Here is a 22,029-nt window from a genome sequence, read left to right as displayed (position 1 = left end):
CCTGCGGAGAAGTCCTCACCGACTCAGGGAGGGTTCATGGGCCTGCTGCGCAAGATCCGCGCCACCGGGAAGGTGGCCGAGCCGGCGCCGCCCCGCCCTCCGCAGGGCGACGTACCGGCGACGGCGCGGGAGCTGGGCGGGTCGGTGCAGGTGCGGTGTGTGGACGCCGGGTCCTGCAATGGCTGCGAGATCGAGATCGCGGCGGCCTTCAACCCGGTGTATGACGCGGAGCGGTACGGGGCGCGGCTGGTGGCCTCGCCCCGGCATGCGGACGTGGCCTTGGTGACCGGGCCGGTGACGCGGAACATGGCCGAGCCGCTGCGGCGTACCGTCGCGGCGATGGGCGAGCCGCGGCTCGTGGTGGCGGTCGGGGACTGCGCGATCAACTGCGGGGAGTTCGCGGGCGGACACGGCGTCGAGGGCGCTGTGTCCGACGTCGTACCGGTGGATCTCCAGGTCCCGGGGTGTCCGCCGGAACCCGCGGAGATCATCGCCGCGCTCAGGAGAGTGACGGGGCGGTGAGCGTGATCCCGGCCGCCCTCGTTACAGCCACCGCACTGGCCGGAGCGGGTGCGCCGGCCGGGTGCGCGCTGCCCTACCGGCTGCGCGTTCCGGCCACCGGCGTACTGACGGCGGGTGTGGGGGTTGCCGGCGGTACGGCGGGGGTGGCCGCACTGGGAGGCGGCCGCTGGAGCGCCGCCTTCCCCGGCCTGCTTCCGCTGGCAGGGGCGCACGTCGCGGTGGACGCGCTGGCGGGCCTCTTCATGGCTGTGGCGGGGGCCGTCGTGGGCGCGGTCGCGGTGTACGGGATCGGGTACGCGGCCGGGCACGGCGCGCACGGGCTCGGCTCACGTACCGCGCAGGCGGTGCTGCCGCTGTTCGCTCTCACCCTCGTGCTGGTGCCCGTCGCGGCATCCGTGTCCACGTTCCTGGCCATGTGGGAAGTGATGGCGCTCGCGTCGCTGCTGCTGGTGCTGGCCGAGCACCGCGAGCGGGACTCGGTGCGGCAAGCCGGCATCTGGTACGCGGTGATGACCCACCTCGGCCTGGTACTGCTGCTCGCGGGCTTCGCCCTGTTCGCCGGGCAGACAGGCGGGGAGACCTTCGCCGCGCTGCGCGCGGGCGCGCACACCATGTCGCCCACGGTCCGCGGCCTGGTGTACGTCCTGGTCGCGCTCGCCTTCGCATCGAAGGCGGGTGCCGTGCCGCTGCACGCCTGGCTGCCGCGCGCACATTCCGAAGCGCCCGGCCCCGTCTCGGCGTTGATGAGTGCCGCCATGGTCAACCTCGGGATCTACGGCCTGGTTCGTACCGGCGTCGATCTGCTCGGCGGCGGTCCGGCCTGGTGGTGGCTGGGGCTGATCGCGGTGGGCGGGGCCAGCGCGGTGTACGGGATCCTGCAGGCGGCGATGGCCTCCGATCTCAAGCGGCTGCTGGCGTACTCGACCTCGGAGAACATGGGTCTGGTCCTGATCGGGGTGGGTGCCTCGGGCCTGTTCGCCGCCTACGGCAACCGGCCGCTGGCCGCGCTGGCGCTGGCCGCGGCGTTGCTGCACGTGGTCAACCACGCCATGTTCAAGGCGTTGTTGTTCTGTGCGGCCGGTTCGGTGGTGCGGGCCACCGGCTTGCGGGACCTGGACCGGCTGGGCGGGCTGCGCTCGTCCATGCCGTTCACTGCCGGGTTGTTCGCGCTGGGCGCGCTGGGTGCGGTGGCGCTGCCGCCGGGCAACGGGTTCGTCAGTGAGTGGCTGCTGCTGCAGTCCCTGATCCATGGGCTGGTGGTGCCGGGCGTCGCGGTGGCGGTCGTCCTGCCGCTGGCGGTGGCACTGATCGCACTGTCAGCGGGGATCGCCGCGGCTGTCTTCGTCAAGGCGCTCGGGGTGGGCTTCTTCGCCCGGCCGCGCAGCACGCAGGCGGCGGCCGCGAAGGAGGCACCGCTGTCGATGCTCGTGGCGATGGCCTTGCTCGGGGCGGGGAGTGCGGCCCTGGCACTGGTGCCCGGGCTGCTGGGCGACGGCCTCGACCGGGCCGTGGGCGCGGTCGGGCTTCCTGGCAGCGGTGCGGTGTCGGGCGGTGGGCTCAGGGTGCGGCTCGCCGATGTCTCCGCGACGCTGTCGCCGGTGTGGGTGGTGGCCGCCCTGACCGTGGCGCTGGTGCTGGCCGCGGGGCTGCCCCGGCTGTTCGGACGGCGCAGGCGCCGGGTGAACGCCCGGTTGTGGGACTGCGGGGGCGGGGCGCCGACCCCGCGGATGGCCTACACCGCGACCTCGTTCGCCGAGCCGCTGCAGCGGGTCTTCGACGACGTCCTCGCACCCGAGCAGGACGTGGATGTCACCCCGGTGCGGGAGTCGGCGTACCTGGTGGAGCGGGTGCGCTTCCAGCGCCGGGTGCCCGACCGGGTCGAGCACCGGTTGTATGACCCGGTGCTGCGGTCCCTGGCAGGTGCCGGGCAGGCGGCTCGGCGGCTGGCGGGTGGCAGCGTTCACCTCTATCTCGGTTACGGCTTCGCCGGACTGGTCGTCCTTCTGTTGATCCTGGCGGTGGGCTGGTGAGAGCGAACAGATGAGTGCTGTCGGATACACGGCTGTGGCCGGCCAGATCGTGGCGGTCACTGCGGGGGCGCCGCTGCTGACGGGTTGGATGCGCCAGGTACGGGCCCGTCTGGAGGGCCGGGCCGGGGCCGGGGTGCTCCAGCCCTGGCGGGACGCCCGCAAGCTGCTGCGCAAGGAACCGATCACCCCGGTCGGTACCGGGCCCGCCTTCCGGGCCGCGCCCGCGCTGCTGGTCGCCACCACCGCGGTCACTGCCGCGCTCGTGCCGCTGTTGTCCACCGACACCCCGGTGAGTGGGCATGCGGATCTCATCGTGGTGGTGTCGCTGATCGCGCTGGGCACGCTGGCCCTGGCCCTGGCCGGCCTGGACACCGGTACCGCGTTCGGCGGCATGGGCTCCTCGCGCGAGATGACGGTCGCCGCCCTGGTGGAACCGACCATCCTGCTGTCGGTGTTCGCCTTGTCGATACCGGCCGGCACCACCAACATCCCCGCCATCGTCACCGGCGCCGCCCACGAACCGGCCCGTCTCGCCTCCCCGGCCGGGCTCCTGGCCGTGGCCGCGCTCGCCGTGGCGGTACTCGCGGAGACCGGGCGGATCCCGGTGGACAACCCCTCCACCCACCTCGAACTGACCATGATCCACGAGGCGATGGTGCTGGAGTACGCGGGCCCCGACCTGGCCTTGGTCGAACTCGGCGCCCAGATGCGCCTCACCCTGCTCCTCGGCCTGCTCTCCTCCCTGTTCGTGCCCTGGGGCATCGCCACCACCGCCTCCTGGGCCGCCCTTGCCGTGGCCCTGGTGCTGCTCGCGGCGAAACTCGTCCTGCTGAGCGCGGTGCTCGCGGCAGCCGAGGTCTGCTGGGCCAAGGTCCGGCTGTTCCGCGTGCCCGAACTGCTCGCCGGATCCTTCCTGCTGGCGCTCCTCGCGGTGACCGCCTCGTACTTCCTGACCGGAGCCTCATGAACGATGGCCTTTACACCCAGCTCCTGGACCTGGCCTGTGGCCTGTTCCTGCTGGCGGCCGTGCTCGTGCTGTGGGTGCGTGAACTGGCCGTCATCGTCAGGATCTTCGCCCTCCAGGGCATCGCGCTCGCCGCCCTCGCCATGCTCCTCGGTGCCCACGAACAACGCTGGGACCTCATCGGCGTAGGCATCGGCATCGGCCTCCTCCGAGCGGGTGCCCTGCCGTATCTGATGCGCCGGGCGCTGGCCGCGCTCACCGCCGACCGGCAGCGGTACGGCACGACGGTCGCGGAGAGCAGGGAGACACAGCCCCTGGTCAATGTCGCCGCCTCGCTACTGACCGCGGCCCTGCTCACCCTGCTGGCCTACGCGGTGGCCCGCCCGCTGACCGACCTGAACCCGACCCCCGCCACCCGGGCCCTGCCCGTCGGCCTCGCCGTCGTCCTGATCGGCTTCTTCGTCCTGGTGACCCGCAGACGGGCCCTCGCCCAGGTGGTCGGCTTCCTCCTGCTGGACAACGGCATCACCGCCACCGCGTTCCTCGCCACATCCGGGGTGCCGCTGATCGTCGAACTCGGCGTCTCCTTCGACGTACTGCTGGCGGTCCTGGTGCTGCAGATCCTCACCACCCGCATGCGCGAGGCATTCGGCACCACCGACATCGACGACCTGCGGGAGCTGCACGACTGATGAGCCCCACCGCTTCCGCCCTGCTGCTCACCGCACCCGCCGCCGCACCACTGCTGGTCGCCGGGGCATACACACTGGGGGGAGCGCGCCGCCGCCCGCCTGTCGCGGCATTCGCCGCCGCGCTCACCGAGGCCCGGCAGCGCGAGTCCGCACATGGCTCCGTCGTGGTGGGGGAGTCACCCGAGCCGGTCCAGGTGCCGGAGCGCCCTGTGTGGGACTGGGCTCCGCTCGTCTCACCCGCCGTGATTGTTGCCTGCGGGAGCGCGCTCGCGGTCGATGTCATGGCCGACGGCCCGCGCAGCGCCTACTCCGGGCTGCTGCGCGCGGACGCGCTCACCGCCTGGATGCTCCTGGTCATCGGCACCGTCGCGCTCATCGCCTGTGGCAGTGCCCCCGGCTATCTGCGCGGCGAACGGGAGGCCGGGAGGACGAGCGAGCGGACCGTACCTCGCTACCACGCCCTGGTCCAGGCGTTCCTGGCGGCCATGTGCCTGGCCGTGGTGACCGCGAACCTCGGCGTGCTGTGGGTCGCGATCGAGGCCACCACCATCGTCACCGCCTTCCTCGTCGGCCACCGCCGCAGCCGCACCTCGGTGGAGGCCGCCTGGAAGTACGTCGTGATCTGCTCGGCCGGTATCGCGCTGGCCTTCCTCGGCACCGTGCTGATCTACTACGCGGCCCGGCAGGCCGGGATCACGGAGGCGTGGGCACTTGACTGGCCCACCCTCGTCACCCGCGCCGACCGGCTCGACCCGGCGGTCACCCGCCTCGGCATCACCCTCGTCGTCCTCGGCTTCGGTGCCAAGGCCGGCCTGGTCCCTCTGCACGCCTGGCTGCCCGACGCCCACAGCCAGGCCCCCGCGCCGGTCTCCGCGCTCATGTCCGGGGTCCTGCTCTCCGTGGCCTTCACCGCGATCCTGCGCTACCGGGTCATCGCGGATGCCGCCCTCGGCACCGACTTCACCCGCGTCCTGCTCGCCGCCATCGCGCTGCTCACCCTTGCCCTCGCGGCCGGCCTGCTGCTCGCCCAGCGCGACTACAAGCGGATGCTCGCCTACTCCAGCATGGAGCACATGAGCCTGATCGCCCTGGCCACGGCGATCGGAAGCCCCCTTGCCCTGTCCGCCGCACTGCTGCACATCGCCGGCCACGGACTGGCCAAGTCCGTCGCCTTCTGCGCCTCCGGCCACATCCTCCAGCTGACCGGCACCACACGGATCGGACGCGTCCGCGGCCTGATCGCCCAGGCGCCGTCGCTGGGAGGGGCGTTCGGACTCGCGACCGTAGCCCTGATGGCCTTCCCGCCCTTCAGCCTCTTCGCCTCCGAACTCGGCATCGCCCGGGCCGGGTTCGCCGCCGGCCCGGGCCTGAGCTCGGTCACCGCGGCCGCTCTGCTGCTGGTGCTCCTGGCTTTCGCCGCGCTCGCAGCCCGCACCGCCCGGATGCTGCTCGGACCAGGAACACCGACACACGAAAGCCCCTCTGTCGTGTGGCCCCTGGCACTGGGGCTGGTTGCCTGCGCCGCCCTGGGCGTGGCCACCGGCCCGCTCACAGACCTGCTGCACGCCGCCGCCCAGGCGATCGGAGGCTGAAGCGATGCGCCGCATCCACGAGATCGAAGCCACCGACCTACCGCAGCGCGCGCAAGAGCTGCTCGACGCCGGTCACCGGCTCGCCCTGGTCGCCGCCCACCACGACGAGGGCGGACTGCGGGTGGTGTACCTGTTTGTGGCGGGCCCGCCCGACACCCGCACCGAACTCCACGTCCGCCTAGACCCCGACCGGCCGGAGATCCCCACACTCGCCCCTCTCTCCTTCCCCGCCGGCCGGTTCGAACGCGAGATGCGCGACCTGTTCGGCATCGTCCCCCAGGGCCACCCCCTGCCCCGCCGCCTCGTCCGCCACTTCCACTGGCCCCGCGGCTGGTACCCCATGCACCCCGACGCCGGCCCCCCGCCGGCCTTCGGCGAACAGGAAGGCCCCTACCCCTTCCTGGAAGTCGAGGGCGACGGCGTCTACGAGATCCCCGTCGGCCCGGTACACGCCGGGCTGATCGAACCCGGCCACTTCCGCTTCTCCGTCGTCGGCGAGACCATCCTCAAGCTCAAGGCACGCCTCTGGTTCGTCCACAAAGGCATCGAGAAACTGTTCCAAGGTCGCAGCATCGCCGCCGGCCTACCGCTGGCCGAGCGCGTCAGCGGCGACACGGCTGTCGGCCATGCGCTCGCCTACTGCCTGGCCGTCGAAGAGGCCACCGCCACCGAGGTTCCCGCACCGGCACAACGCGCCCGCGCCCTGCTGCTGGAACTCGAGCGCATCCACAACCACGTCGCCGACCTCGGCATGCTCTGCAACGACGTCGGCCACGGCATCCTCAACGCCCACGCCCAGCGCGTCCGCGAGCAACTCCTGCGCCTCAATCAAGAGATCACCGGGCACCGACTGCTACGCGGCGGCATCGTCCCCGGCGGCGCAGCCCTGCGCGCCCTACCCGATCCGGCCCGGCTGAAGGCGCTCCGCGGGGACATCGAGGAGATCGCCGACCTCGCCCTCGGCCACTCCACGGTCCGTGACCGCTTCACGGGAACGGCCGTCCTGCGGACCACCGCGGCCCAGGAAATCGGCTGCCTCGGCTACGTCGCCCGCGCCAGCGGCATCGCCGACGACGCCCGCGTCGCGCACCCCTTCACCGCATACGGTCCACAACTCGACATCCCCGTCCACATCACCGGCGACGTCCTGGCCCGCTTCCTCGTCCGCGCCCAGGAGATCGAGGTCTCACTCGCCCTGATCGAACACTTCACCGAAGAGCTCCACGCCCCCGCCGCCGTACTGGCGCCCGATCCGCTGCCCGGCGCGGGCCCCGGCACCGGCGTGGGACTGGTCGAGGGCTGGCGCGGCACCATCGTCACCCGCGTCGAACTCACCGCCGACGGCACTCTCACCCGGGTCAAGCCCGTCGACCCGTCCTTCTTCAACTGGCCCGCCCTGCCGGTCGCCCTGAACGACACGATCGTCCCGGACTTCCCGCTGACCAACAAAAGCTTCAACCTGTCCTACGCGGGCAACGACCTGTGACCGGCCCGGAACCAGCGTCGCTGCCCACCAGCCGGTACGCACGCCCCGGCAATGCAGCGTCGTCGGCGTGCGTGCGGATGACGATGTCCCCGTTCGCCGCCACGAGAAAATTGACCGGACGGATCGCAGGCAGCCCCTGGTCGGAGAACACCACGCGTCCTCGCGGCGCCGCGGCCAGCAGTTCCAACGTCTTGTCCCGCCCCACCTCGACCATCCGAACCCTCAGCGGCGAACCGGCCGTCAGGACGACACCTCTCCCACTTCGTCCGGTACCCGTTCGGCACCGTCCGGCCACAGTACTTCGACGTCGATGCCGTGGCTGCGGGCATAGGCCACCAGGTGAGCGGTGGTGTCACGACCGTTGGACGCGGTGCCGTCCCAGATCGCCACGACCCGGGCGCAGGCCCGCACCAGCCGCTCGTCGGCGCGCACACAAGCATTTCGGTCCGCCGGGTCGTACTCCAGCAGCCGCACCTGCGCAGACAGCAGCAGCAACTCCCCGGCCGCCCGCCGGTCCCGCTCCCGCAGCAGCGCGGGCACCCGATTCAGCGTGGGCACCACGGTCACCAACGCCAGCCCGGCCTGTTTCGCGGCTCGTCCGAACGCCACCGGCAGGCCCTGCCCGACCCGGACCAGACCTGTCCGCCCGGCCTCGGCACACCGGGCCAGCCGCGCGCACAGCTCTTCCTCCAGCAGGGCCAGGGTCGAGGGCGCGAGATCCGCATGCCCCACAACAGCGATCAACCTCGGCAGTCCTTTCTCCCTCATCCACACCGTTCACCACACCGCCCAGAGTGGTCCGCCGGAGAGCAGGCACTCAGGACAGCCGCCCACGGGAAAGGAACGTCCGTCCACCGACTGGGCCGATCCACAGCGTCACCGATGTCCCAGCGGTTGCCTAGGGCCTTTCGGCCCAGGCCGGGGGTAATGACGCGCCTCTCGGAGGCGCCCGGACACCCCGGTGACGTGGTTACTTGTGCGCGTGCTCGCCGAGGTAGAAGAGAAGCCACACGAACCCGGCGAACAGATGGGTGCCGAAGATGTAGAAGCCCGCCCGGATCACAACCCCGCGCTCGACCTGCCACTCGCGGTCCTTGTCCTTCCCTCTGTCCTTCCCTTTGCGTTTCGTGCTCGCCGGCGGCTCGGCCGCCTCGGCTCCCTCACTCACGATGTCATCTCCCTGTCCTGCGAACTCCACGTTCACCTGGCCTGTCACGGCATACGGAAACTGACGAGGACCACCTTGCCGTCATGGTCGATGGCCGGTTCCGCGCTGACGTCGCCGTCGTACTCGCCGGCCAGCTCGGCCACCAGCTGCAGTCCCGCCCCCATCGCGCCCGGTTCGAAGTCGGGCAGACAGGGATCGGCGTCAGCGACGCCGACGACCAGCTGCCCCGCACCGACCGTGATCCCCACGTCCGCGACCGGAGACCGGGGCGCGTGGCGCAGCACGTTCACGACCAGCTCGCTGACCACCAGCAGCACCGCGTCGGCGAACGCGGAACCCGGCGCGACACCCACCTCACCGAATCGTCCGGCCACCGCCTCACGGGCCAGCCGCACCGCCTCCGGCCCCACCGGGACCGAAACGACGTGGCGCCGCACGGGCGACGCCACATGCTCTGTCGCCGCCGCGGCCCGGCGTCTGCGCCACGGCCGGAACGCGTGCCCGCCCTTCACCGGGCTGCGTCCGTGGAACGCAGCTCCTCAAGCAGCTCCTGCTGCCCCGCCAGCAGCACGGACAGGATCCGGCGTGCCGCAGCCAGCAGGTCGGCCACATCCCCGCCCGCCAGCTCGTACACCACGGTGGAGCCGGTGCGGGTTGCAGTGACGATCCCCGAGCGGCGCAGCACCGCCAGCTGCTGCGACAGGCTCGACGGCTCGACCTCGATGGCGGACAGCAGGTCACGCACCGGCTTCGGCCCATCCTGCAGCAGCTCCAGCACCCTGATCCGCACCGGATGCCCGAGCATCCGGAAGAACTCCGCCTTCGCCTCGTACAGCGGAACCGGCATCCCGATCACCCCTCGTCCGGCTCTGTCGCCTCGACGTCGAGCCCATGCCTGCGAGCGAACCTCACCGCGTCATCAAGCTCGTCCTGCGCCACCGCGACGGCATAGGGGTCCTCCGCCTCCCGGGCGGCCGCCACAGCGGCCCGGGCCGCCCGCACCCGCGCCAGCAACGCCTCAGCAACTGTTCCCACCCCGACCTCCACACCGTCGATCATCTGTCAACCAATGCAACTAGCCAATTGAAGAACTCTTCAATTATAGGCCGAGCGGCTGCAGCCGACCCGTCTCGCGAGAGCGCTGCGCGGCTCAGACGTCTGCCAGCTGTGCGCAGAGTTCATCCCGCTGGTGGGGGAGGCCGCCGACCAGCGGTGGACACCCCGTGTCGCGGACGCGGACGCGGACGCGTCCGTGGCGGGGGACGGGGCATGAGCGGTAGCTGTCCACGGTCTTCGGCCATGTCCGGGTACGGCGTGTGGCTCACCGTGGGCCAGGGGTGAGCAATGTGTATCCCGCGGACGCGCTGCTGTCGCTGCCGGCCGGGCGGCACTCGCTGGGCCTGCGCCGTCTTGCCGTGACCGAGGCCGTCCGCAGCTCCTTCGGCCAGGCCCTGGCCGCCGTCCGTCGGCAGTGCGTGCCGGTGGTGGGCAAACGCCGTCTGGAAGAACTCGGCGTCGAGGCCGCCGTGGACGTCGACAGCTTCTACCGGACCAGGGTCCCGCTGCCCTGCAGCCGGGACACGCCTCTGGTCATCCAGGCCGACGGCAAGGGCGTGGTCATGCGGCCCGAGGCCCTGCGCGAGGCCACCCACCGCAAGGCCGCCCAGGCCGCGCCCCAAGGACGACGGGGCCGGCTCGCCCCCGGCGAGAAACTCAACCGGAAACGGATGGCCACCGTGGCCTGCGTCTTCGACACCCGCCCGGTGCCGTCCGCATGACGTGATCGTGACTGGACTTACTTACCTGGAGCGACTTCGTGTCGCACACTGAGCGTGCTGGTTGGCCTTACGTTCCAGGGACGGGATGAGCCGAGCCCTTCGTATGGATGGGCCGCCCAGGGACACCGGGTGTGGCTTTTGGTTGACTGCCGACCATGGCTGCAATGGCTTGGCCGCCCGGCGCCCCACGACGACCCGGCCGCCAGATGGGGAAGTGCGAACAAAATCGCTGTGTAAGGCCATGCCGGCGAGGCCGTCCGTGGCACCAACTGCCCGCACGACATCTGGAGCGTCATGAACCGGATCCGGGCCGGCACAGACAGCGGCAAGACCCACCATCACTGCCTCGTCCTCAACGAAGGCGGCGAGACCCTCTTGTCCCACCGCGTTGCCAACGACGAGCCGGAGCTCCTGAAGCTCCTTGACGCCGTACTCTCTCGGCGATCAGGTGACCTGGCCGGTGGACATGGCCGGCGGTGAGCCCGCCCTGTTACTCGCCCTGCTCGTCAACCACGAGCAGGAAGTCCTTTACGTTCCCGGCCGTGTGGTCAATCGGGCCAGTGACGGCTACCGCGGTGAGGGCAAGACCGATGCCCGCGACGCACTCGTCATCGCTCGACCGGCCTGGACTTGGCGATCTTCTTGATCTCGCGGCGTTCGGGCAGGGTGAAGGTCCTGGGCCGGCCGCCCTTGTACTTCGGGTAAAGCGAGGCGAAGCCGTCGGCGTTGAAGTTGTGGATCACGTCCCGGATCCGGTCCGGGCTGGTGAACGTCACCTCGGCAATCTTCGTCACCGGCATGCCCTGAGCCGATAACAGCGCCATCTGGGCCCGGCGCCAGGTCACCACCGATCCGGTCCCACGGCGGACGATCCGCAGCAACCGTCGCCCCTCGTCGTCATCGATCTCGTGGACCTGCACACGCTCAGCCACCCGAGCAGCATGACGCCTGAGCGGACGCCGGACGGCGTCACATCGCCGGCGCCCTCGGGACTTACCTCGCGGCGTGGATGCAACCGCTCGACGGCAGCAGGTCGAGCTCGGGGGCGACCAGTCGCCGTTGTCCGCGAGCCTCGCACGCGCTGTTGAGCGGCGGCCCCATCTGCGCACCCGTGATGGCCACGCGACGGCCATCACGGGTGCGGAGCACGAGCGACATCCCATCTATCCAGTCACCCGCACGCCAGTGGCCGGTGATCTGGGTCTGACCGTCCGGCCGACGGTGCATCTCGACCACCATGAAGTGGAACCAGTCGCCATTGCCCCGCCCCGCCTGCTGGTAGAGCTCCCTGCACTCGGCACAGGCAACGGTTGGCCCAAGCGAGGGTGAGTCACCAGCAGTCACGATGCACCAGCCCCTCGTATGGACGGCAACGACTCAGTCACCGTCGGCATTCTGCAGATGCTGCTGGCTCACGTCATCTGGTTTGCGAGGCGCATAGGGCGAACGTCGCTTGATGCGGCACTAGCTAGAGATCTTTAACGGTGCGGGTTACTTCGAGTCGTGACGGGATGGTTTGCCGCCGGGTGGTGTAGGCCGTGAGGACCAGCGCAGCGGGTCAGGCATGGACGAGAACCGTAGGGTTCGACATTGCCGATCGACACCCTGATCTTGATCGGGTTGGCTGGGTGGCATGCAAGAGCTGCGAACCGATCGTCTTCTGCTCCGCCGGTGGCGGGAGTCCGACCTCGAACCGTGGGCGGCTACGAATGCCGATCCCGAAGTCCGAGAACACCTGGGGGAACTGCTGGCACGGGAGCAAAGCGATGCCGCGGTGGCGCTCATGCAGGCCGAGTTCGACGAGCGAGGTTTTGGGTGGTGGGCGCTCGAAGCACGGGAGACTGGTGAGTTCATCGGCCGTGCCGGCTTGGACGAGGTGGGCAAGGACATGCCGTTCGCGGGAGTGGATATCGGGTGGCGGCTGATGCGTTCGGCGTGGGGTCACGGTTACGCCACCGAGGCCGCCCTGGCCTGCCTGGCTTTCGGTTTCGAGGCCCTCGGGCTGCTGGAAGTGGTGGCGTCGACGACCGTCCACAACCTTCGTTCCCAGGCAGTGATGCGGCGGATCGGCATGACCCGGGATCCAGCCGACGACTTCGAGGATCCGACCGTGCCCGAGGGGCCGCTTCGCCCGTGTGTGCTGTACCGGATTCGCCGCGGAGATGCTCACGGCCTGCACCACGGGGCGGGGCACGACTCGTGACGGCTGCCGTGGGCCGCGCTATTCCGCAGGGATGAGGTATCCCGATGGCGGAGGGCTGACGGCTGAGGAGCGGGCTCGGCGTGAGCGGGTCCGGTTGGTGGCCGCTGATCTGATCGAGGCGGGGGCCAGTGACCGGGAGGTGGCGCGGCGGTTCAGGGTGACCCGGATGTCGGCGAACCGCTGGCGGCGGGCGTTGGCTTCAGGTGGCCGGCAGGCCCTGGTCTCCAAGGGGCCTGGCGGTGCCCGCTGCAAGCTCGATGCGAGCCAGCTCCGGGTTCTGGAAGCGGTATTGGATACCGGCCCAGCGGCCGTCGGCTGGCCTGACCAGTGCTGGACGCTGGTCCGGATTGTCGAGGTCGTGCGTCGTCGGTTCGGCGTCAAGTACACCCTTGCCGGGCTGGACCTGCTGCTGCACCGCATCGGCTGGAGTGTGCAGGTCCCCTCCCGCAAGGCCACCGAGCGCGACGAGCAGAAGATCGCCGCCTGGAAGGACGAGCAGTGGCCCGTCATAAAAAGACGGCGGCGGACCTGGGCGCCTGGCTGTGCTTCGAGGACGAAGCCGGCCAGGGGCTGAGGCCGCCCAAGGGCCGCACCTGGGGCCGACGAGGCCACACCCGTCGTGAAGGTCACCGCCGCGGGCACCAAACGCGTCTCCATGGCGGCACTGGTCTGCACCAAGTCCGGCCACCGGCCCCGGCTGATCTACCGCATCCACCTCGACCGCGGCCCCGCCAAGGGCCGGCGCAAGGGCTTCACCGAGACCGACTACGCCCGCCTGCTCGACGCCGCACACCAGCAGCTCGGCGGCCCGATCGTGCTGGTCTGGGACAACTGTGAGACTCGTGGGGCGCCGTCCGGGGCCAGGGTCTGACCCGTGGGACAACTGGCCCAGGCTGCCTTGTTAAGGATCTGTCGGCCCTGGTCCCGGGCGGTGCTTGCTGCCGCCGGACCAGTGGATGTGTCCCGATAGGGGTCTTGCCTCACAAGGCACCGTCACAGTTCTGACCGCCCACCGGCCCGACGTCGGCCACAGCCCCGTGACGATCGAGGAGCCGCGTGACCATCACCAGCATGCCCCAGCCGACTCTGCCCACACAGCCGGAAGATCCGCCGGCTGAGGACGTGATCCTGGGGGTCGACACCCACAAGGATGTGCATGTCGCTGCCGTGATCACGGTGCTCGGAGCGATGCTGGCCCACCAAGAGTTTCCGGCCACCGCCGCCGGATACCGCCAACTCCTGGCCTGGGCATGCTCTTTCGGCGCCTTGCGCCGGGCGGGTGTGGAATGCACCGGATCCTACGGAGCGGCCCTGGCGCGCTACCTGAAGCGGGGGGACGTCCAGGTCGTCGAGGTCAATCAGCCAGACCGCGCCATCCGCCGCAAGCGCGGCAAGACCGACGCCGTCGACGCGGAGGCCGCCCGTGCGGTGCTGTCCGGGCGCGCTGACGTCATACCCAAATCCGGCGAGGGCCCAGCGGCCGACATGCGTGTGCTCCGGCTGGCGAAGGAGTCGGCCGTCAAGGCCCGCACGCAGGCGAAGAACCAGCTCAAGGCCGTACTCCTCGGCGTCGATCCCGGGCTGCGCGAGGCCCTGTCCAGCCTCAGCAACACAGCCCTGATCGCCACGTGCGCTGACCTTCCCGACGGCGGCGATGCAGCCGTGTTCACGCTCCGGCTGCTGGCCCGGCGCATCCAGCAGCTGACCGCCGAGGTCAAGGAACTCGGCCGCCGGACCACCAAGGCCGTCCGTTGCTGGCATCCGCAGCTCTTGGACGTCATCGGCGTCGGGCCCGACAGCGCCGCTGCCCTGCTGATCGCCGCCGGCGACAACCCGGAACGGCTGGCCAGCGAGGCATCATTCGCCGCTCTGTGCGGCGTCAGCCCCGTCGAGCAGTCCTCCGGAAAGACCCAGCGTCGCAGGCTGAACCGCGGAGGAAACCGGCAGGCCAACGCCGCCCTCTACCGCATCGTCATAACCCGCCTGCGCCGTGATGCCCGGACACGTCTCTACCTTGAACGCCGCACGAAACAGGGCATGCCGAAACGCGAGATCATCCGCTGTCTCAAACGCTACGTCGCCCGTGAAATCTACGGTCAACTCCAGCCGCCGTCACCCCTCGCTGTGTCGCCCTCTGCCGCTTGACGCAACATAGGGGCATCCTCAACGTCCACCTCACCGCCGGAATGCGGTAGTTCATCGCCGACCGGGACTGGCTGACCGTCTACCAGCTGCTCTCCTAGGCACCGGACCTCAACCCGGTGGAGGGCATCTGGTCCCTGCTGCGGCGCGGCTGGCTGTCCAACACCGCCTTCACCACGCCCGAGCACCTGATCCAAGCCGTCCGCCGCGGTCTGAGAACGATCCAGTACCGCCCCGGCCTGATCGACGAGTGCCTCGCCGGAACCGGGCTGTCACTCCCGCCCACGACAACCCGAGTACAAGCTCAGTAGGAGCTCTCATCGCGGTCTTCCTGGTCTTCCGGCGGCAGATCGTTCAGGGCATCGCCACGACGGGCATCAAGTGACACACCGCGCCCCTGGAGCGAGGGCGCCGACGTCACCCGCGGGCGGCCACCATGCGCAGGGTGGGTTCGTTTCGGAGCCTGACGAAGATGGTGGCCAGCGCGGCGGCCTGGACGAGAGCGCAGGCCAGCATCACGTCGCCGAGACGGGCGGGCGGCGTGAGCGCCACGAGGACGCCCGCCGCGGGGAAGGGCAGCAGCAGGAGAAGCATCGTCAGGGAGAGTGTCGCCCCGAGTGCCGTGGTGGGGATGATCAGCGACCGCACCGTACGCAGTACGACCGTGAGGCCGCCGTCCCCCGCCATGAAGATCGCCACCAGGACGGTGTAGGAGACGAAGGAGGGGACCTGGGTGAGGGCGAGGCACGCGGCGGAGGCGAGCGTCGCGGACACCATGCCCACCCCCCAGAGGTCGACGCGGCTCAGCACGAGCCGGCAGCACGTGATGGCCAGCAGGGTTGCCACGGCGGCGGCGGACCACATGGCGCCGACGTCGGCGGAGGAGCGCCCGAACGTCTCCACCACGATCACCGGACTGGCGGACTGGAGCAGGCCGAGGGCCAGGTTGGAACAGGTGAGCCCGGTTACCAGCCAGCCCAGCACGGGAAGCGTCAGCAGCGTCCGCAGACCCAGGCGCAGCGCGCCGCCCTTTCCGGTGCCGTCGGCGCGTGCGGCGCGCAGCGGAGTCGGGGGAGTCTGCAGGCCGAGTACGGCGGCGATCAGGGACACCGCGCCCAGGCATCCGAGCATCCAGTCCGGACCCGCCAGGAGGAGCAGGCCTGCGAGCAGCGGCCCGGCGACCGTGGCGGTCTGGTCGATGCTGACCAGGACCGTCTGGATTCCATGCGGTCGGGCCTGGTCCCGCCGGGTGACGATCGCTCCGACGGCCTCGTTGGCGACGAAACTGAACTGGGAGAGCGTGCCGGTGACGGCCGCCAGGACCAGCGTCACAGCGGTCTCCGCCGGGCCCGGCGGCAGCATGAGCAGGGCCACCGCGGAGACGGCCACCACCACGGTCCGCGCGAGCGAGGCGATGAAGCAGACGATCGCCGCACCGCGTCGGTCGACCGCCTTGCCGGCGACGACGAACGCCGCGATCCGCGGCGTCCACTCCAATGCGAACGCCAGGCCCGTCAAAGACGCGGAACGGGTAATGGACAGGACCAGGAGGGGCATGGCGTACGTCGCCATGGAAAACGCCAGCGCGTCACTCGCGCGCGGAGCATATATTCGCCGAAAGAGACTGCCGGCCGGAACGGCGGCATGCCGACCGACGGGCCGGTCCTCGTGCACGGTGATGGCCACGAAAGAGGGAGGCTCTCGATGAGATGTGTGGGGGAGGGTTAGGGGAGATCCCGGTCACTGCACGGAAAATGCATGTCTGGAAAGAGACCGAGTTGCGTCTGCGCCCGTCAGGCTGCGCACTAGGGTCACCTTGCCTCCGCTCTGAGGAAGGAAGAAGGGGAACTGGCATGCCGACGGCGCCAGTTGACGGCTGAACTATACAGCTCTCAGAGTGATGCGATGTATTCGGTGAGCGAGCGTCTCCGACGGATAACGATATGCCCCTTTTCCGGGGCCTCGGTGAATTCCTCGTTGCCCCGTCGCCGGCACGGAGGAGTTGTGCGTCAGGCCCCCACGGCCCGTGAAGAAGAGAAGGTGGGGAGCCCCGTTCCGGCCACCGGTTCCGAGGCCACTGCCCGGGCGGACTCCCCACCACGACGCCATACGAAAGGGACGCCTTCCATGCACCCCAGCCCCTGACCACCCCTGCCGGACCAGAACCAGCGGATCGCCCCGGCCTGCATCGGCACCCGCCACGGCATCGAACCCGACCTCATCGGCGTGGTGGTCTTCCTGCAGTGCCACAACCCCTGCTGCGATCCGCGCCAACAGATCACATCAACGCCCCCTGCTATCAGGCAGCTCCAGCAGCGTCTTGCGGGTGATCCGGATCTCCTCGGCGGCCCGGCCGAGCTCGTCCAGCCGCGTGGTCAGCTGCGCGATGTGCTCCCTCGTTGCCTCGGCCTGCGCGGCGATCTCCCCTTCCCGCTCCTCGATCCGCGCCAGCACCGCCCGCAGCGTCAGCTCCCCGCCGGTCATGTGCTGCGCCAGGCCGCAGCGGTGGCCCCGGTCAGCCGGCGCGGTATCACCGCAGCCATCGCCCAGTACACCCGCGATTCCGAACTGCGCGGCAGGTGCTCGTAGTCGGGCACCAGCCTGCGGTGCAGCATCAAGATCCTGTAGGCGCGCTCCACGACCCACCGTTTGAGGATCGGCACGAACCCCCTCTGGGCCGGGTTGCGCTCGGCAATCTCCGCCTCGATGCCCACCTGCACCCCGTGTGCGACGACGGCGTTCTTGAAGCCCTGGTCGACCAGGGCCTTCTCCACCGTGTCGGTGTCAGCGGCGACCTTGTCCAGCAGCGCGATGCCGGCGGTGTTGTCGTGCACGGACGCGGCGAGCACCATCACCGCGATCACCAGGCCCAACACGTCAACGGCCAGGCCGCGCTTACGGCCCGGTACTCTTTTTGCCGCATCACGTCCCGTCGACTCTGCGGGCACCCCGGCCGCTGCGTGCACGCTTTGGGCGTCGATCACCACCAGGCTCGGGTCCGCCTTGCGCCGCGACATCTCCCGCACCTGCCGGCGCAGCAGATCATGGACGGTCTGATCGGTGCCGTCGTCGCGCCAGTTGGTGAAGTAGTACATCACCGCGCCGCGCGGCGGCAGGTCGTGCGGAAGCAGGTCCCACTGGCAGCCGGTGCGGCCCTGGTAGAGGAGCGCGTTGACGATCTCCCGCATCTCGTACCGGCCCTGATGGCCGCTGACGGAGGGGTGCGCTGCTTTCCACGCGGTGATCACCGGCTCGACCAGCGCCCACTGTTCGTCGGACAGGTCGCTCTTGTAGGGCTTTCGCTCGCTCACGGTGTCCAGCCCAGCACGCCCGAGCCCGCCGACCGGCTGGGATGCCATAGTTCCATATGTTCAGGTGACGACAAGTCACGTATCAACTCGCATACGCGCTGGCGCGGCGGCAATGACCAGCGACGATTGAGCTAGCCGCGCTGGGGCAGCGGAAGGATGAAATAGCAGCCCCTGTCATCGTCGTCCCGGACGGTTGGGTGAACGGCGAAGCCGAGCCGCAGTTTGAGCTGGTGGTTCTCGACGTTCTCGCCCGAGCTGTGCGACCTGACCTGGTGGCAGCCCTTCCTGCCGGCCGCCGCAATGACCGCTCGTTGCAAGGCGGTCCCCACACCCCGCCGACGCCACCGCTCGGGAACGCCGAAGGCGAGGATTTTCGCTTCGTGTACCGCTTGCCCCTGGACGGTGATGGGCGGGCAGCCGGTGTCAGGACCTATGGGCTGCACGACGTAGCGGCAGAAGCCCATCAGCAGTGTGTCCGGTGAGTACGCGGCGAGCAGGTGGGAACTCAGGTGGAATCCCGCGGTGAACCGCACCCAGTCGCTCTGGCCAAGTTCATCGATCAGTGCCCAAACCGGGTCGTCCTCCCGGCGTCCGTCCAAGACTTCCCTGACCTCGATTTCCATCCCTGGGACGGTAACGACAGCCCTTCATGGGCGCTACCGGTTTTCCATGGCCGTCTATGTCGCCCACCACTCTCGCGGTCAGACCCACACCGCGACCAACGCGGATGACCTGGCCCGGCTCCGCGAACGGGCAAGCGACGACGTGGATCGGCGCTATGACGCATCGGGTTCGGAGGTGATGCCACTTCCGGGCCAGCATCAATCCGGTCTCGGCAATGAACCCGTCGATTAGGCCAGGCTGGTATTGCATCCGGTTCAGGCAGGCGCCAACCCGCCCCCCCCGAAGGGTCGAAAGGGACATTAATCCACGTACCGCCCTCCAAGGTCGCAAGCGTGCTGAGGGAAAGCGTCATACTTAGGCGGTGATCGCTCTCGCCCGTCGCAGGGTCAACGTCCTGTGGGCCCTGATCCGCGACCGGCGCTGCTACAACGTGGTCCCGCCCCAGCCGACCGGCTGGTCCGGGCGATCATCCGACCGCCACAACCAGCGCAAGGCATCAGGGAGCAGGACTCCACCGTGGTTGGGGCTGTGACCGCCGTCGCCCAGGACGAGGCGGAAGTCGTAACCGGCTTCCGCGAGTGCGGCCGCGACACGCAGGTTGCTGGCGAGCCAGTTCGCTTCGGGCTCGTTCCAGCGCAGGTCACGATGGCCCGCTTGCAAGAAGATGCGCAGTGGCTTGCGGGGAACACAGGGGATCAGTTCGGGGTAGGGGTTGCCGCCTGGCATCTGCGTGAAGCTGGACAGGTACCCGAGGACGCGGCGGAACTTGTCCGGGCGCAGCCACGCTGCGGTAAAGGCGCAGTTGCCGCCGCTGCTGCCACCGCAGATGCCCCACCGGTCAGGGTCCTCGGTGATCGTGTACCGCTGCGTGACCTCGGGGATTATCTCGTCCAGGAGGAAACTGACGTACCGGTCGTCGAATGCGTCGTACTCAGTGTTGCGGTTCTTCGGGTCCGCGGCGTCGGGCAAGACGCCGGGGTCGACGAACACGCCGATGGTGACCGGGATGTCGCCGCGGTGGACGAGGTTGTCCAGGACGATCGCGCCGCGGACCTCTCCTTCGGGGTCCAAGTACCACCATCCGTCCTGAAACACCATCAGCGACGCCGGCTGTGCGGGGTCGTACCGGGCGGGCACGTGAACCCAGAACTTCCGGGAGGTGCCCGGGTAGATCGCGCTGTCGTCCCAGTCGAACTCGTTTGTCTCGCCGACCGGCACGCCGGGCTGGACAGCAGAGTCGGGGCCGTGGGCGTAGCGGACGTCCGACTGGTCGACCGGCAGGGGTTGGTAGGGCACCTCGATCGTCACGCGGGTCAACCTAGGAGAGATCGCGAGCTCTCTCAAACGGGTTTGATGCCCATGTCTCACGGCTTGACTTCTCCATTGGGAAGCCATTTTGAGTATGGCAGTGGGCGGCACGGTCTCTTCACGCGCGTGCCGCCGGTCGTCCATGCGTATCTGGGACACGACGTTTGGGTGATCACCCGTGAGGCACCGAGACCGTGCCGATCGGTCTGCCCGTCTTCGCTCTTGCCGCGGCCGATGCAGCGACCCCAAAGTTGTACTTCACGACCTTGGGGGTGGCCGGATGAGGCGTACGCGCGCTCGTCAATTAGTGGTTTCCCCTGTGGGCGCGTGCGCTCTGCTCGCTGTGGCGGCCTGTGGTGGCGGTGCAGAACGAGCTGCCAAGCCCTCACGTTCGGCAGCAGTATCGCCCGCGTACACCGGCCGGTCCTTCGCGACGCCGTTCACGATCACCGTCCCCGCCTCGCTGGGAGCGCTGCCGGTATCGGACACGAGTACCTTCCTGACGTGGGTGAAGTCGAGCGACAAGGTCCGGTTCCTGCTGCCCGCGGTCGTGTACCGGCCAGGGGGCAGCGGGAGCCCCGAAAAGCCGCCTGCCACCTACAAGGGCTATGTGGCGTTCCTTCATGAGCAGGCCGGACATCACGCGAACTGGCGGGATGAGAAGCCCACGACCGTCGGTGGTCGCGCCGCCACACTGCTGACCGGCACCACGAATGAACCGATGGACGGATCGCTCGGCTGCCCGACGGCCGAAGCGGATCCCGACAAGGACTGCTTCGGCCTCCAGCCCGACTACGAACTTCGAGTGGTCGTCATCGACGCTCCCAGCAGGCCACTGGTGGCATGGACCTCGACAGATCTCACCCATGTCCAGGATCCTTCGGCCGCCGTCACACGGTTCGAGGGCATGCTCCGGACCGTCAGATTCCGATGAGTGCAGATCCTTGTGGCAGTGGACGACGCGCAGCTGCTGAACGAGGGAGCGCCCGAGGGCGCCAGGAGGTGTCAAGGTGAGAAGGATCCTGGGAGTCCCGGCGCTGCTGCTCGCGCCGCTGCTGGCGCTCGCCGCCTGCACGTCGGGCGCGCCGAAGGCGCAGCAGTCCGCATCCGGCTCGGCGGGAGCGTCCCCGAAGGTGGTCCATCTGACGATGGCCGTGCCCTATGGCACCACGTCTTCGGTGGAGAGGTTCATCCAACGGGTCGCAGAGGCGACCGGGGGATCCCTGCAGATCGACGCCAAGCTCAAGTGGCGGACGGGCCGGCTCGCCTACGAGGACGGCACGATCGCGGACGTCCAGGCGGGCAAAGCGGATCTGGGGGTGGCAGGCACGCGGGCCTTCCCCGGCCCCGTGCGGATGCTCAGCGCGCCAGAGCTGATCACCAGTTACGCAGCCCAGGAACGGCTGTTCACGAGCCCCCTCTACAAGCGGCTGGGCACCGCACTGAGCGTCCCGGGGATCACCGGCCTGGGCCTGCTCCCGGGCCAGTTTCGCTACCTGTTCACCGCGAGTCGCTCGGCCCCGACCCCCACCGGTCTGCACGGGCGGCTCGTCGGCGTGGCACAGTCGAAGCTGGCGGACGACACCTTCCACGCTCTGGGCGCACGCACCCGCTGGTATCCGCTGTCCGGGTCGGTCAGCGACATGGACGCCATCGAGTCCTCGATCGCCTCCTTCAACCACGAAGGCTACGCCTCCTCCAAGAAGTACCTCACCGGGAATCTGGTGCTGTGGCCCCGCATGGTCGTCCCCTTCGTCAGTGACACCGCGCTGAAGCGCCTGAGTCCCCACCAACGCCAGGCGCTCGTCCAGGCCGCGTCCGCCGCCTTCGAAGACACGATGTCGGAACTGCAGGCAGAGGACGCGGATGAACTCACCCAGCTCTGCACGGGAGGGCTGGTCGTGGGGCAAGCCGGTGCGGCGCAGCTCGCGGCGTACCGTGTGGCCGTCGCTCCGGTCGGCACCCGGCTGGAGCACGATCCCCAGACCGGCAAGTTGTTCACGCTGGTGAAGTCGCTGGTGAAGGGTGCGAAGCCGGAACCCGCCCTGCACTGCTGATACCCCTGGACCTTCCTGAGCGGGACCCGCGGACGGCCTTGGGTCGCACGGTTCGGGGTTGACCGGCGGCTGAGCCTTCCCGAACGATCCGCCGGGCAGGGAGACGATTGCCGCGGACAGGATCGCCTTCAGCGACCACCGGGACCCGAGGG

Annotated in this window: 25 protein-coding genes and 4 pseudogenes; 16 read left to right on the top strand and 13 right to left on the bottom strand. The window is 69.6% G+C overall.

What is annotated here, in order from left to right:
• The first annotated feature begins 36 nt into the window (after positions 1-36).
• Genes ACFWPQ_RS28170 through ACFWPQ_RS28145 form a run of 6 tightly spaced genes read left to right on the top strand, consistent with a single transcriptional unit; the run spans position 37 to position 7,286 of the window.
• Positions 37-522, top strand: a complete 486-nt coding sequence (locus ACFWPQ_RS28170; protein WP_384040458.1) for an NADH-quinone oxidoreductase subunit B family protein — start codon at positions 37-39, stop codon at positions 520-522.
• Positions 519-2,552, top strand: coding sequence for a proton-conducting transporter membrane subunit (locus ACFWPQ_RS28165; RefSeq protein WP_384040455.1), 2,034 nt, complete (start codon positions 519-521; stop codon positions 2,550-2,552). The genes ACFWPQ_RS28170 and ACFWPQ_RS28165 overlap by 4 nt, the downstream gene beginning before the upstream one ends.
• A 10-nt stretch (positions 2,553-2,562) precedes the next feature.
• Complete coding sequence (locus tag ACFWPQ_RS28160) at positions 2,563-3,519, top strand: respiratory chain complex I subunit 1 family protein (protein WP_384040452.1); 957 nt, start codon at positions 2,563-2,565, stop codon at positions 3,517-3,519.
• Complete coding sequence (locus tag ACFWPQ_RS28155) at positions 3,516-4,208, top strand: hypothetical protein (RefSeq protein WP_384040449.1); 693 nt, start codon at positions 3,516-3,518, stop codon at positions 4,206-4,208. The genes ACFWPQ_RS28160 and ACFWPQ_RS28155 overlap by 4 nt, the downstream gene beginning before the upstream one ends.
• Positions 4,208-5,800 carry a proton-conducting transporter membrane subunit gene (locus ACFWPQ_RS28150; protein WP_384040446.1) on the top strand — a complete coding sequence of 531 codons (1,593 nt, stop codon included), beginning with the start codon at positions 4,208-4,210 and terminating at the stop codon, positions 5,798-5,800. Before ACFWPQ_RS28155 ends, ACFWPQ_RS28150 begins: the two co-directional genes overlap by 1 nt.
• Before the next feature lie 4 nt (positions 5,801-5,804).
• A complete protein-coding gene (locus ACFWPQ_RS28145; protein ID WP_384040443.1) occupies positions 5,805-7,286 on the top strand; it encodes an NADH-quinone oxidoreductase subunit C in 1,482 nt (493 codons plus the stop codon).
• On the opposite strand, the gene ACFWPQ_RS28140 is transcribed toward ACFWPQ_RS28145, so the two are convergent.
• From ACFWPQ_RS28140 to ACFWPQ_RS28115, 6 genes are all read right to left on the bottom strand, one after another.
• The gene (locus tag ACFWPQ_RS28140) at positions 7,255-7,500 is read right to left on the bottom strand and encodes a pyridoxamine 5'-phosphate oxidase family protein (RefSeq protein ID WP_384040440.1); all 246 of its coding nucleotides are present in this window, start codon (positions 7,498-7,500) and stop codon (positions 7,255-7,257) included. The two genes, ACFWPQ_RS28145 and ACFWPQ_RS28140, sit on opposite strands and share 32 nt — an antisense overlap.
• A gap of 26 nt (positions 7,501-7,526) precedes the next feature.
• Positions 7,527-8,030 carry a DUF834 domain-containing protein gene (locus tag ACFWPQ_RS28135; protein ID WP_384040437.1) on the bottom strand — a complete coding sequence of 168 codons (504 nt, stop codon included), beginning with the start codon at positions 8,028-8,030 and terminating at the stop codon, positions 7,527-7,529.
• Between the two features lie 226 nt (positions 8,031-8,256).
• Positions 8,257-8,454, bottom strand: a complete 198-nt coding sequence (locus ACFWPQ_RS28130; protein WP_384040434.1) for a DUF6126 family protein — start codon at positions 8,452-8,454, stop codon at positions 8,257-8,259.
• A 44-nt stretch (positions 8,455-8,498) separates the two neighbouring features.
• Positions 8,499-8,891, bottom strand: coding sequence for an ATP-binding protein (locus tag ACFWPQ_RS28125; RefSeq protein WP_384040431.1), 393 nt, complete (start codon positions 8,889-8,891; stop codon positions 8,499-8,501).
• Positions 8,892-8,962: 71 nt separating this feature from the next.
• Positions 8,963-9,301, bottom strand: coding sequence for an ArsR/SmtB family transcription factor (locus ACFWPQ_RS28120; protein ID WP_384040428.1), 339 nt, complete (start codon positions 9,299-9,301; stop codon positions 8,963-8,965).
• A 5-nt stretch (positions 9,302-9,306) separates the two neighbouring features.
• The gene (locus tag ACFWPQ_RS28115) at positions 9,307-9,489 is read right to left on the bottom strand and encodes a hypothetical protein (protein WP_384040425.1); all 183 of its coding nucleotides are present in this window, start codon (positions 9,487-9,489) and stop codon (positions 9,307-9,309) included.
• Between the two features lie 212 nt (positions 9,490-9,701).
• On the opposite strand from ACFWPQ_RS28115, the pseudogene ACFWPQ_RS28110 reads away from it, so the two are divergent.
• Together ACFWPQ_RS28110 and ACFWPQ_RS28105 are read left to right on the top strand one after the other, a co-directional pair.
• A pseudogene (locus ACFWPQ_RS28110) lies at positions 9,702-10,223 on the top strand (ISKra4 family transposase); the annotation flags it as partial.
• A gap of 303 nt (positions 10,224-10,526) precedes the next feature.
• Positions 10,527-10,857, top strand: a pseudogene (locus tag ACFWPQ_RS28105) (IS110 family transposase); the annotation flags it as partial.
• On the opposite strand, the pseudogene ACFWPQ_RS28100 reads toward ACFWPQ_RS28105, so the two are convergent.
• Together ACFWPQ_RS28100 and ACFWPQ_RS28095 are read right to left on the bottom strand one after the other, a co-directional pair.
• Positions 10,847-11,164 (bottom strand): annotated as a pseudogene (locus tag ACFWPQ_RS28100) (transposase); the annotation flags it as partial. The pseudogenes ACFWPQ_RS28105 and ACFWPQ_RS28100 sit on opposite strands and share 11 nt — an antisense overlap.
• 61 nt (positions 11,165-11,225) lie before the next feature.
• The gene (locus ACFWPQ_RS28095; protein ID WP_384040421.1) at positions 11,226-11,576 is read right to left on the bottom strand and encodes a hypothetical protein; all 351 of its coding nucleotides are present in this window, start codon (positions 11,574-11,576) and stop codon (positions 11,226-11,228) included.
• Between the two features lie 289 nt (positions 11,577-11,865).
• Between ACFWPQ_RS28095 and ACFWPQ_RS28090 the strand changes: the two genes are divergently transcribed.
• The 5 genes and pseudogenes from ACFWPQ_RS28090 to ACFWPQ_RS28070 form a co-directional block, all read left to right on the top strand.
• A complete protein-coding gene (locus ACFWPQ_RS28090) occupies positions 11,866-12,435 on the top strand; it encodes a GNAT family N-acetyltransferase (RefSeq protein WP_384040418.1) in 570 nt (189 codons plus the stop codon).
• A 31-nt stretch (positions 12,436-12,466) separates the two neighbouring features.
• A complete protein-coding gene (locus ACFWPQ_RS28085) occupies positions 12,467-13,009 on the top strand; it encodes a winged helix-turn-helix domain-containing protein (protein WP_384040415.1) in 543 nt (180 codons plus the stop codon).
• A 45-nt stretch (positions 13,010-13,054) separates the two neighbouring features.
• Positions 13,055-13,306, top strand: a complete 252-nt coding sequence (locus ACFWPQ_RS28080; RefSeq protein WP_384040412.1) for a transposase — start codon at positions 13,055-13,057, stop codon at positions 13,304-13,306.
• A gap of 185 nt (positions 13,307-13,491) precedes the next feature.
• Positions 13,492-14,580: an IS110 family transposase gene (locus tag ACFWPQ_RS28075; RefSeq protein WP_384040410.1), complete on the top strand. Its 1,089-nt coding sequence runs from the start codon at positions 13,492-13,494 to the stop codon at positions 14,578-14,580.
• A 17-nt stretch (positions 14,581-14,597) separates the two neighbouring features.
• A pseudogene (locus ACFWPQ_RS28070) lies at positions 14,598-14,888 on the top strand (IS630 family transposase); the annotation flags it as partial.
• Positions 14,889-14,994: 106 nt separating this feature from the next.
• Here the strand turns inward: ACFWPQ_RS28070 and ACFWPQ_RS28065 are convergent.
• The 4 genes from ACFWPQ_RS28065 to ACFWPQ_RS28050 form a co-directional block, all read right to left on the bottom strand.
• Positions 14,995-16,263, bottom strand: a complete 1,269-nt coding sequence (locus ACFWPQ_RS28065; protein WP_384040407.1) for an MFS transporter — start codon at positions 16,261-16,263, stop codon at positions 14,995-14,997.
• Positions 16,264-16,860: 597 nt separating this feature from the next.
• Complete coding sequence (locus ACFWPQ_RS28060; RefSeq protein ID WP_384040404.1) at positions 16,861-17,061, bottom strand: hypothetical protein; 201 nt, start codon at positions 17,059-17,061, stop codon at positions 16,861-16,863.
• Positions 17,058-17,888: an IS5 family transposase gene (locus ACFWPQ_RS28055; RefSeq protein WP_384040401.1), complete on the bottom strand. Its 831-nt coding sequence runs from the start codon at positions 17,886-17,888 to the stop codon at positions 17,058-17,060. Before ACFWPQ_RS28055 ends, ACFWPQ_RS28060 begins: the two co-directional genes overlap by 4 nt.
• A 131-nt stretch (positions 17,889-18,019) precedes the next feature.
• Entirely contained in the window at positions 18,020-18,511 is a 492-nt protein-coding gene (locus ACFWPQ_RS28050) for a GNAT family N-acetyltransferase (protein ID WP_384040398.1), read from the bottom strand.
• A 46-nt stretch (positions 18,512-18,557) separates the two neighbouring features.
• On the opposite strand from ACFWPQ_RS28050, the gene ACFWPQ_RS28045 reads away from it, so the two are divergent.
• A complete protein-coding gene (locus tag ACFWPQ_RS28045; protein ID WP_384040395.1) occupies positions 18,558-18,743 on the top strand; it encodes a hypothetical protein in 186 nt (61 codons plus the stop codon).
• Positions 18,744-18,935: 192 nt separating this feature from the next.
• Here ACFWPQ_RS28045 and ACFWPQ_RS28040 read toward each other — a convergent pair whose 3' ends face one another.
• On the bottom strand, positions 18,936-19,820 hold the full coding sequence (locus ACFWPQ_RS28040; RefSeq protein WP_384040392.1) for an alpha/beta hydrolase: 885 nt from the start codon (positions 19,818-19,820) through the stop codon (positions 18,936-18,938).
• A gap of 508 nt (positions 19,821-20,328) precedes the next feature.
• Between ACFWPQ_RS28040 and ACFWPQ_RS28035 the strand changes: the two genes are divergently transcribed.
• Both ACFWPQ_RS28035 and ACFWPQ_RS28030 read left to right on the top strand, forming a co-directional pair.
• Positions 20,329-20,754 (top strand): hypothetical protein, encoded by a 426-nt coding sequence (locus tag ACFWPQ_RS28035; RefSeq protein WP_384040389.1) that lies wholly within the window; start codon positions 20,329-20,331, stop codon positions 20,752-20,754.
• A 76-nt stretch (positions 20,755-20,830) separates the two neighbouring features.
• The gene (locus tag ACFWPQ_RS28030; RefSeq protein ID WP_384040387.1) at positions 20,831-21,877 is read left to right on the top strand and encodes a TRAP transporter substrate-binding protein; all 1,047 of its coding nucleotides are present in this window, start codon (positions 20,831-20,833) and stop codon (positions 21,875-21,877) included.
• Positions 21,878-22,029: the final 152 nt, after the last annotated feature.

This window comes from Streptomyces sp. NPDC058464 (genome assembly GCF_042721035.1).
Taxonomy (GTDB): Bacteria; Actinomycetota; Actinomycetes; order Streptomycetales; family Streptomycetaceae; genus Streptomyces.
This window is presented reverse-complemented; position numbering and strand designations above follow the sequence as displayed.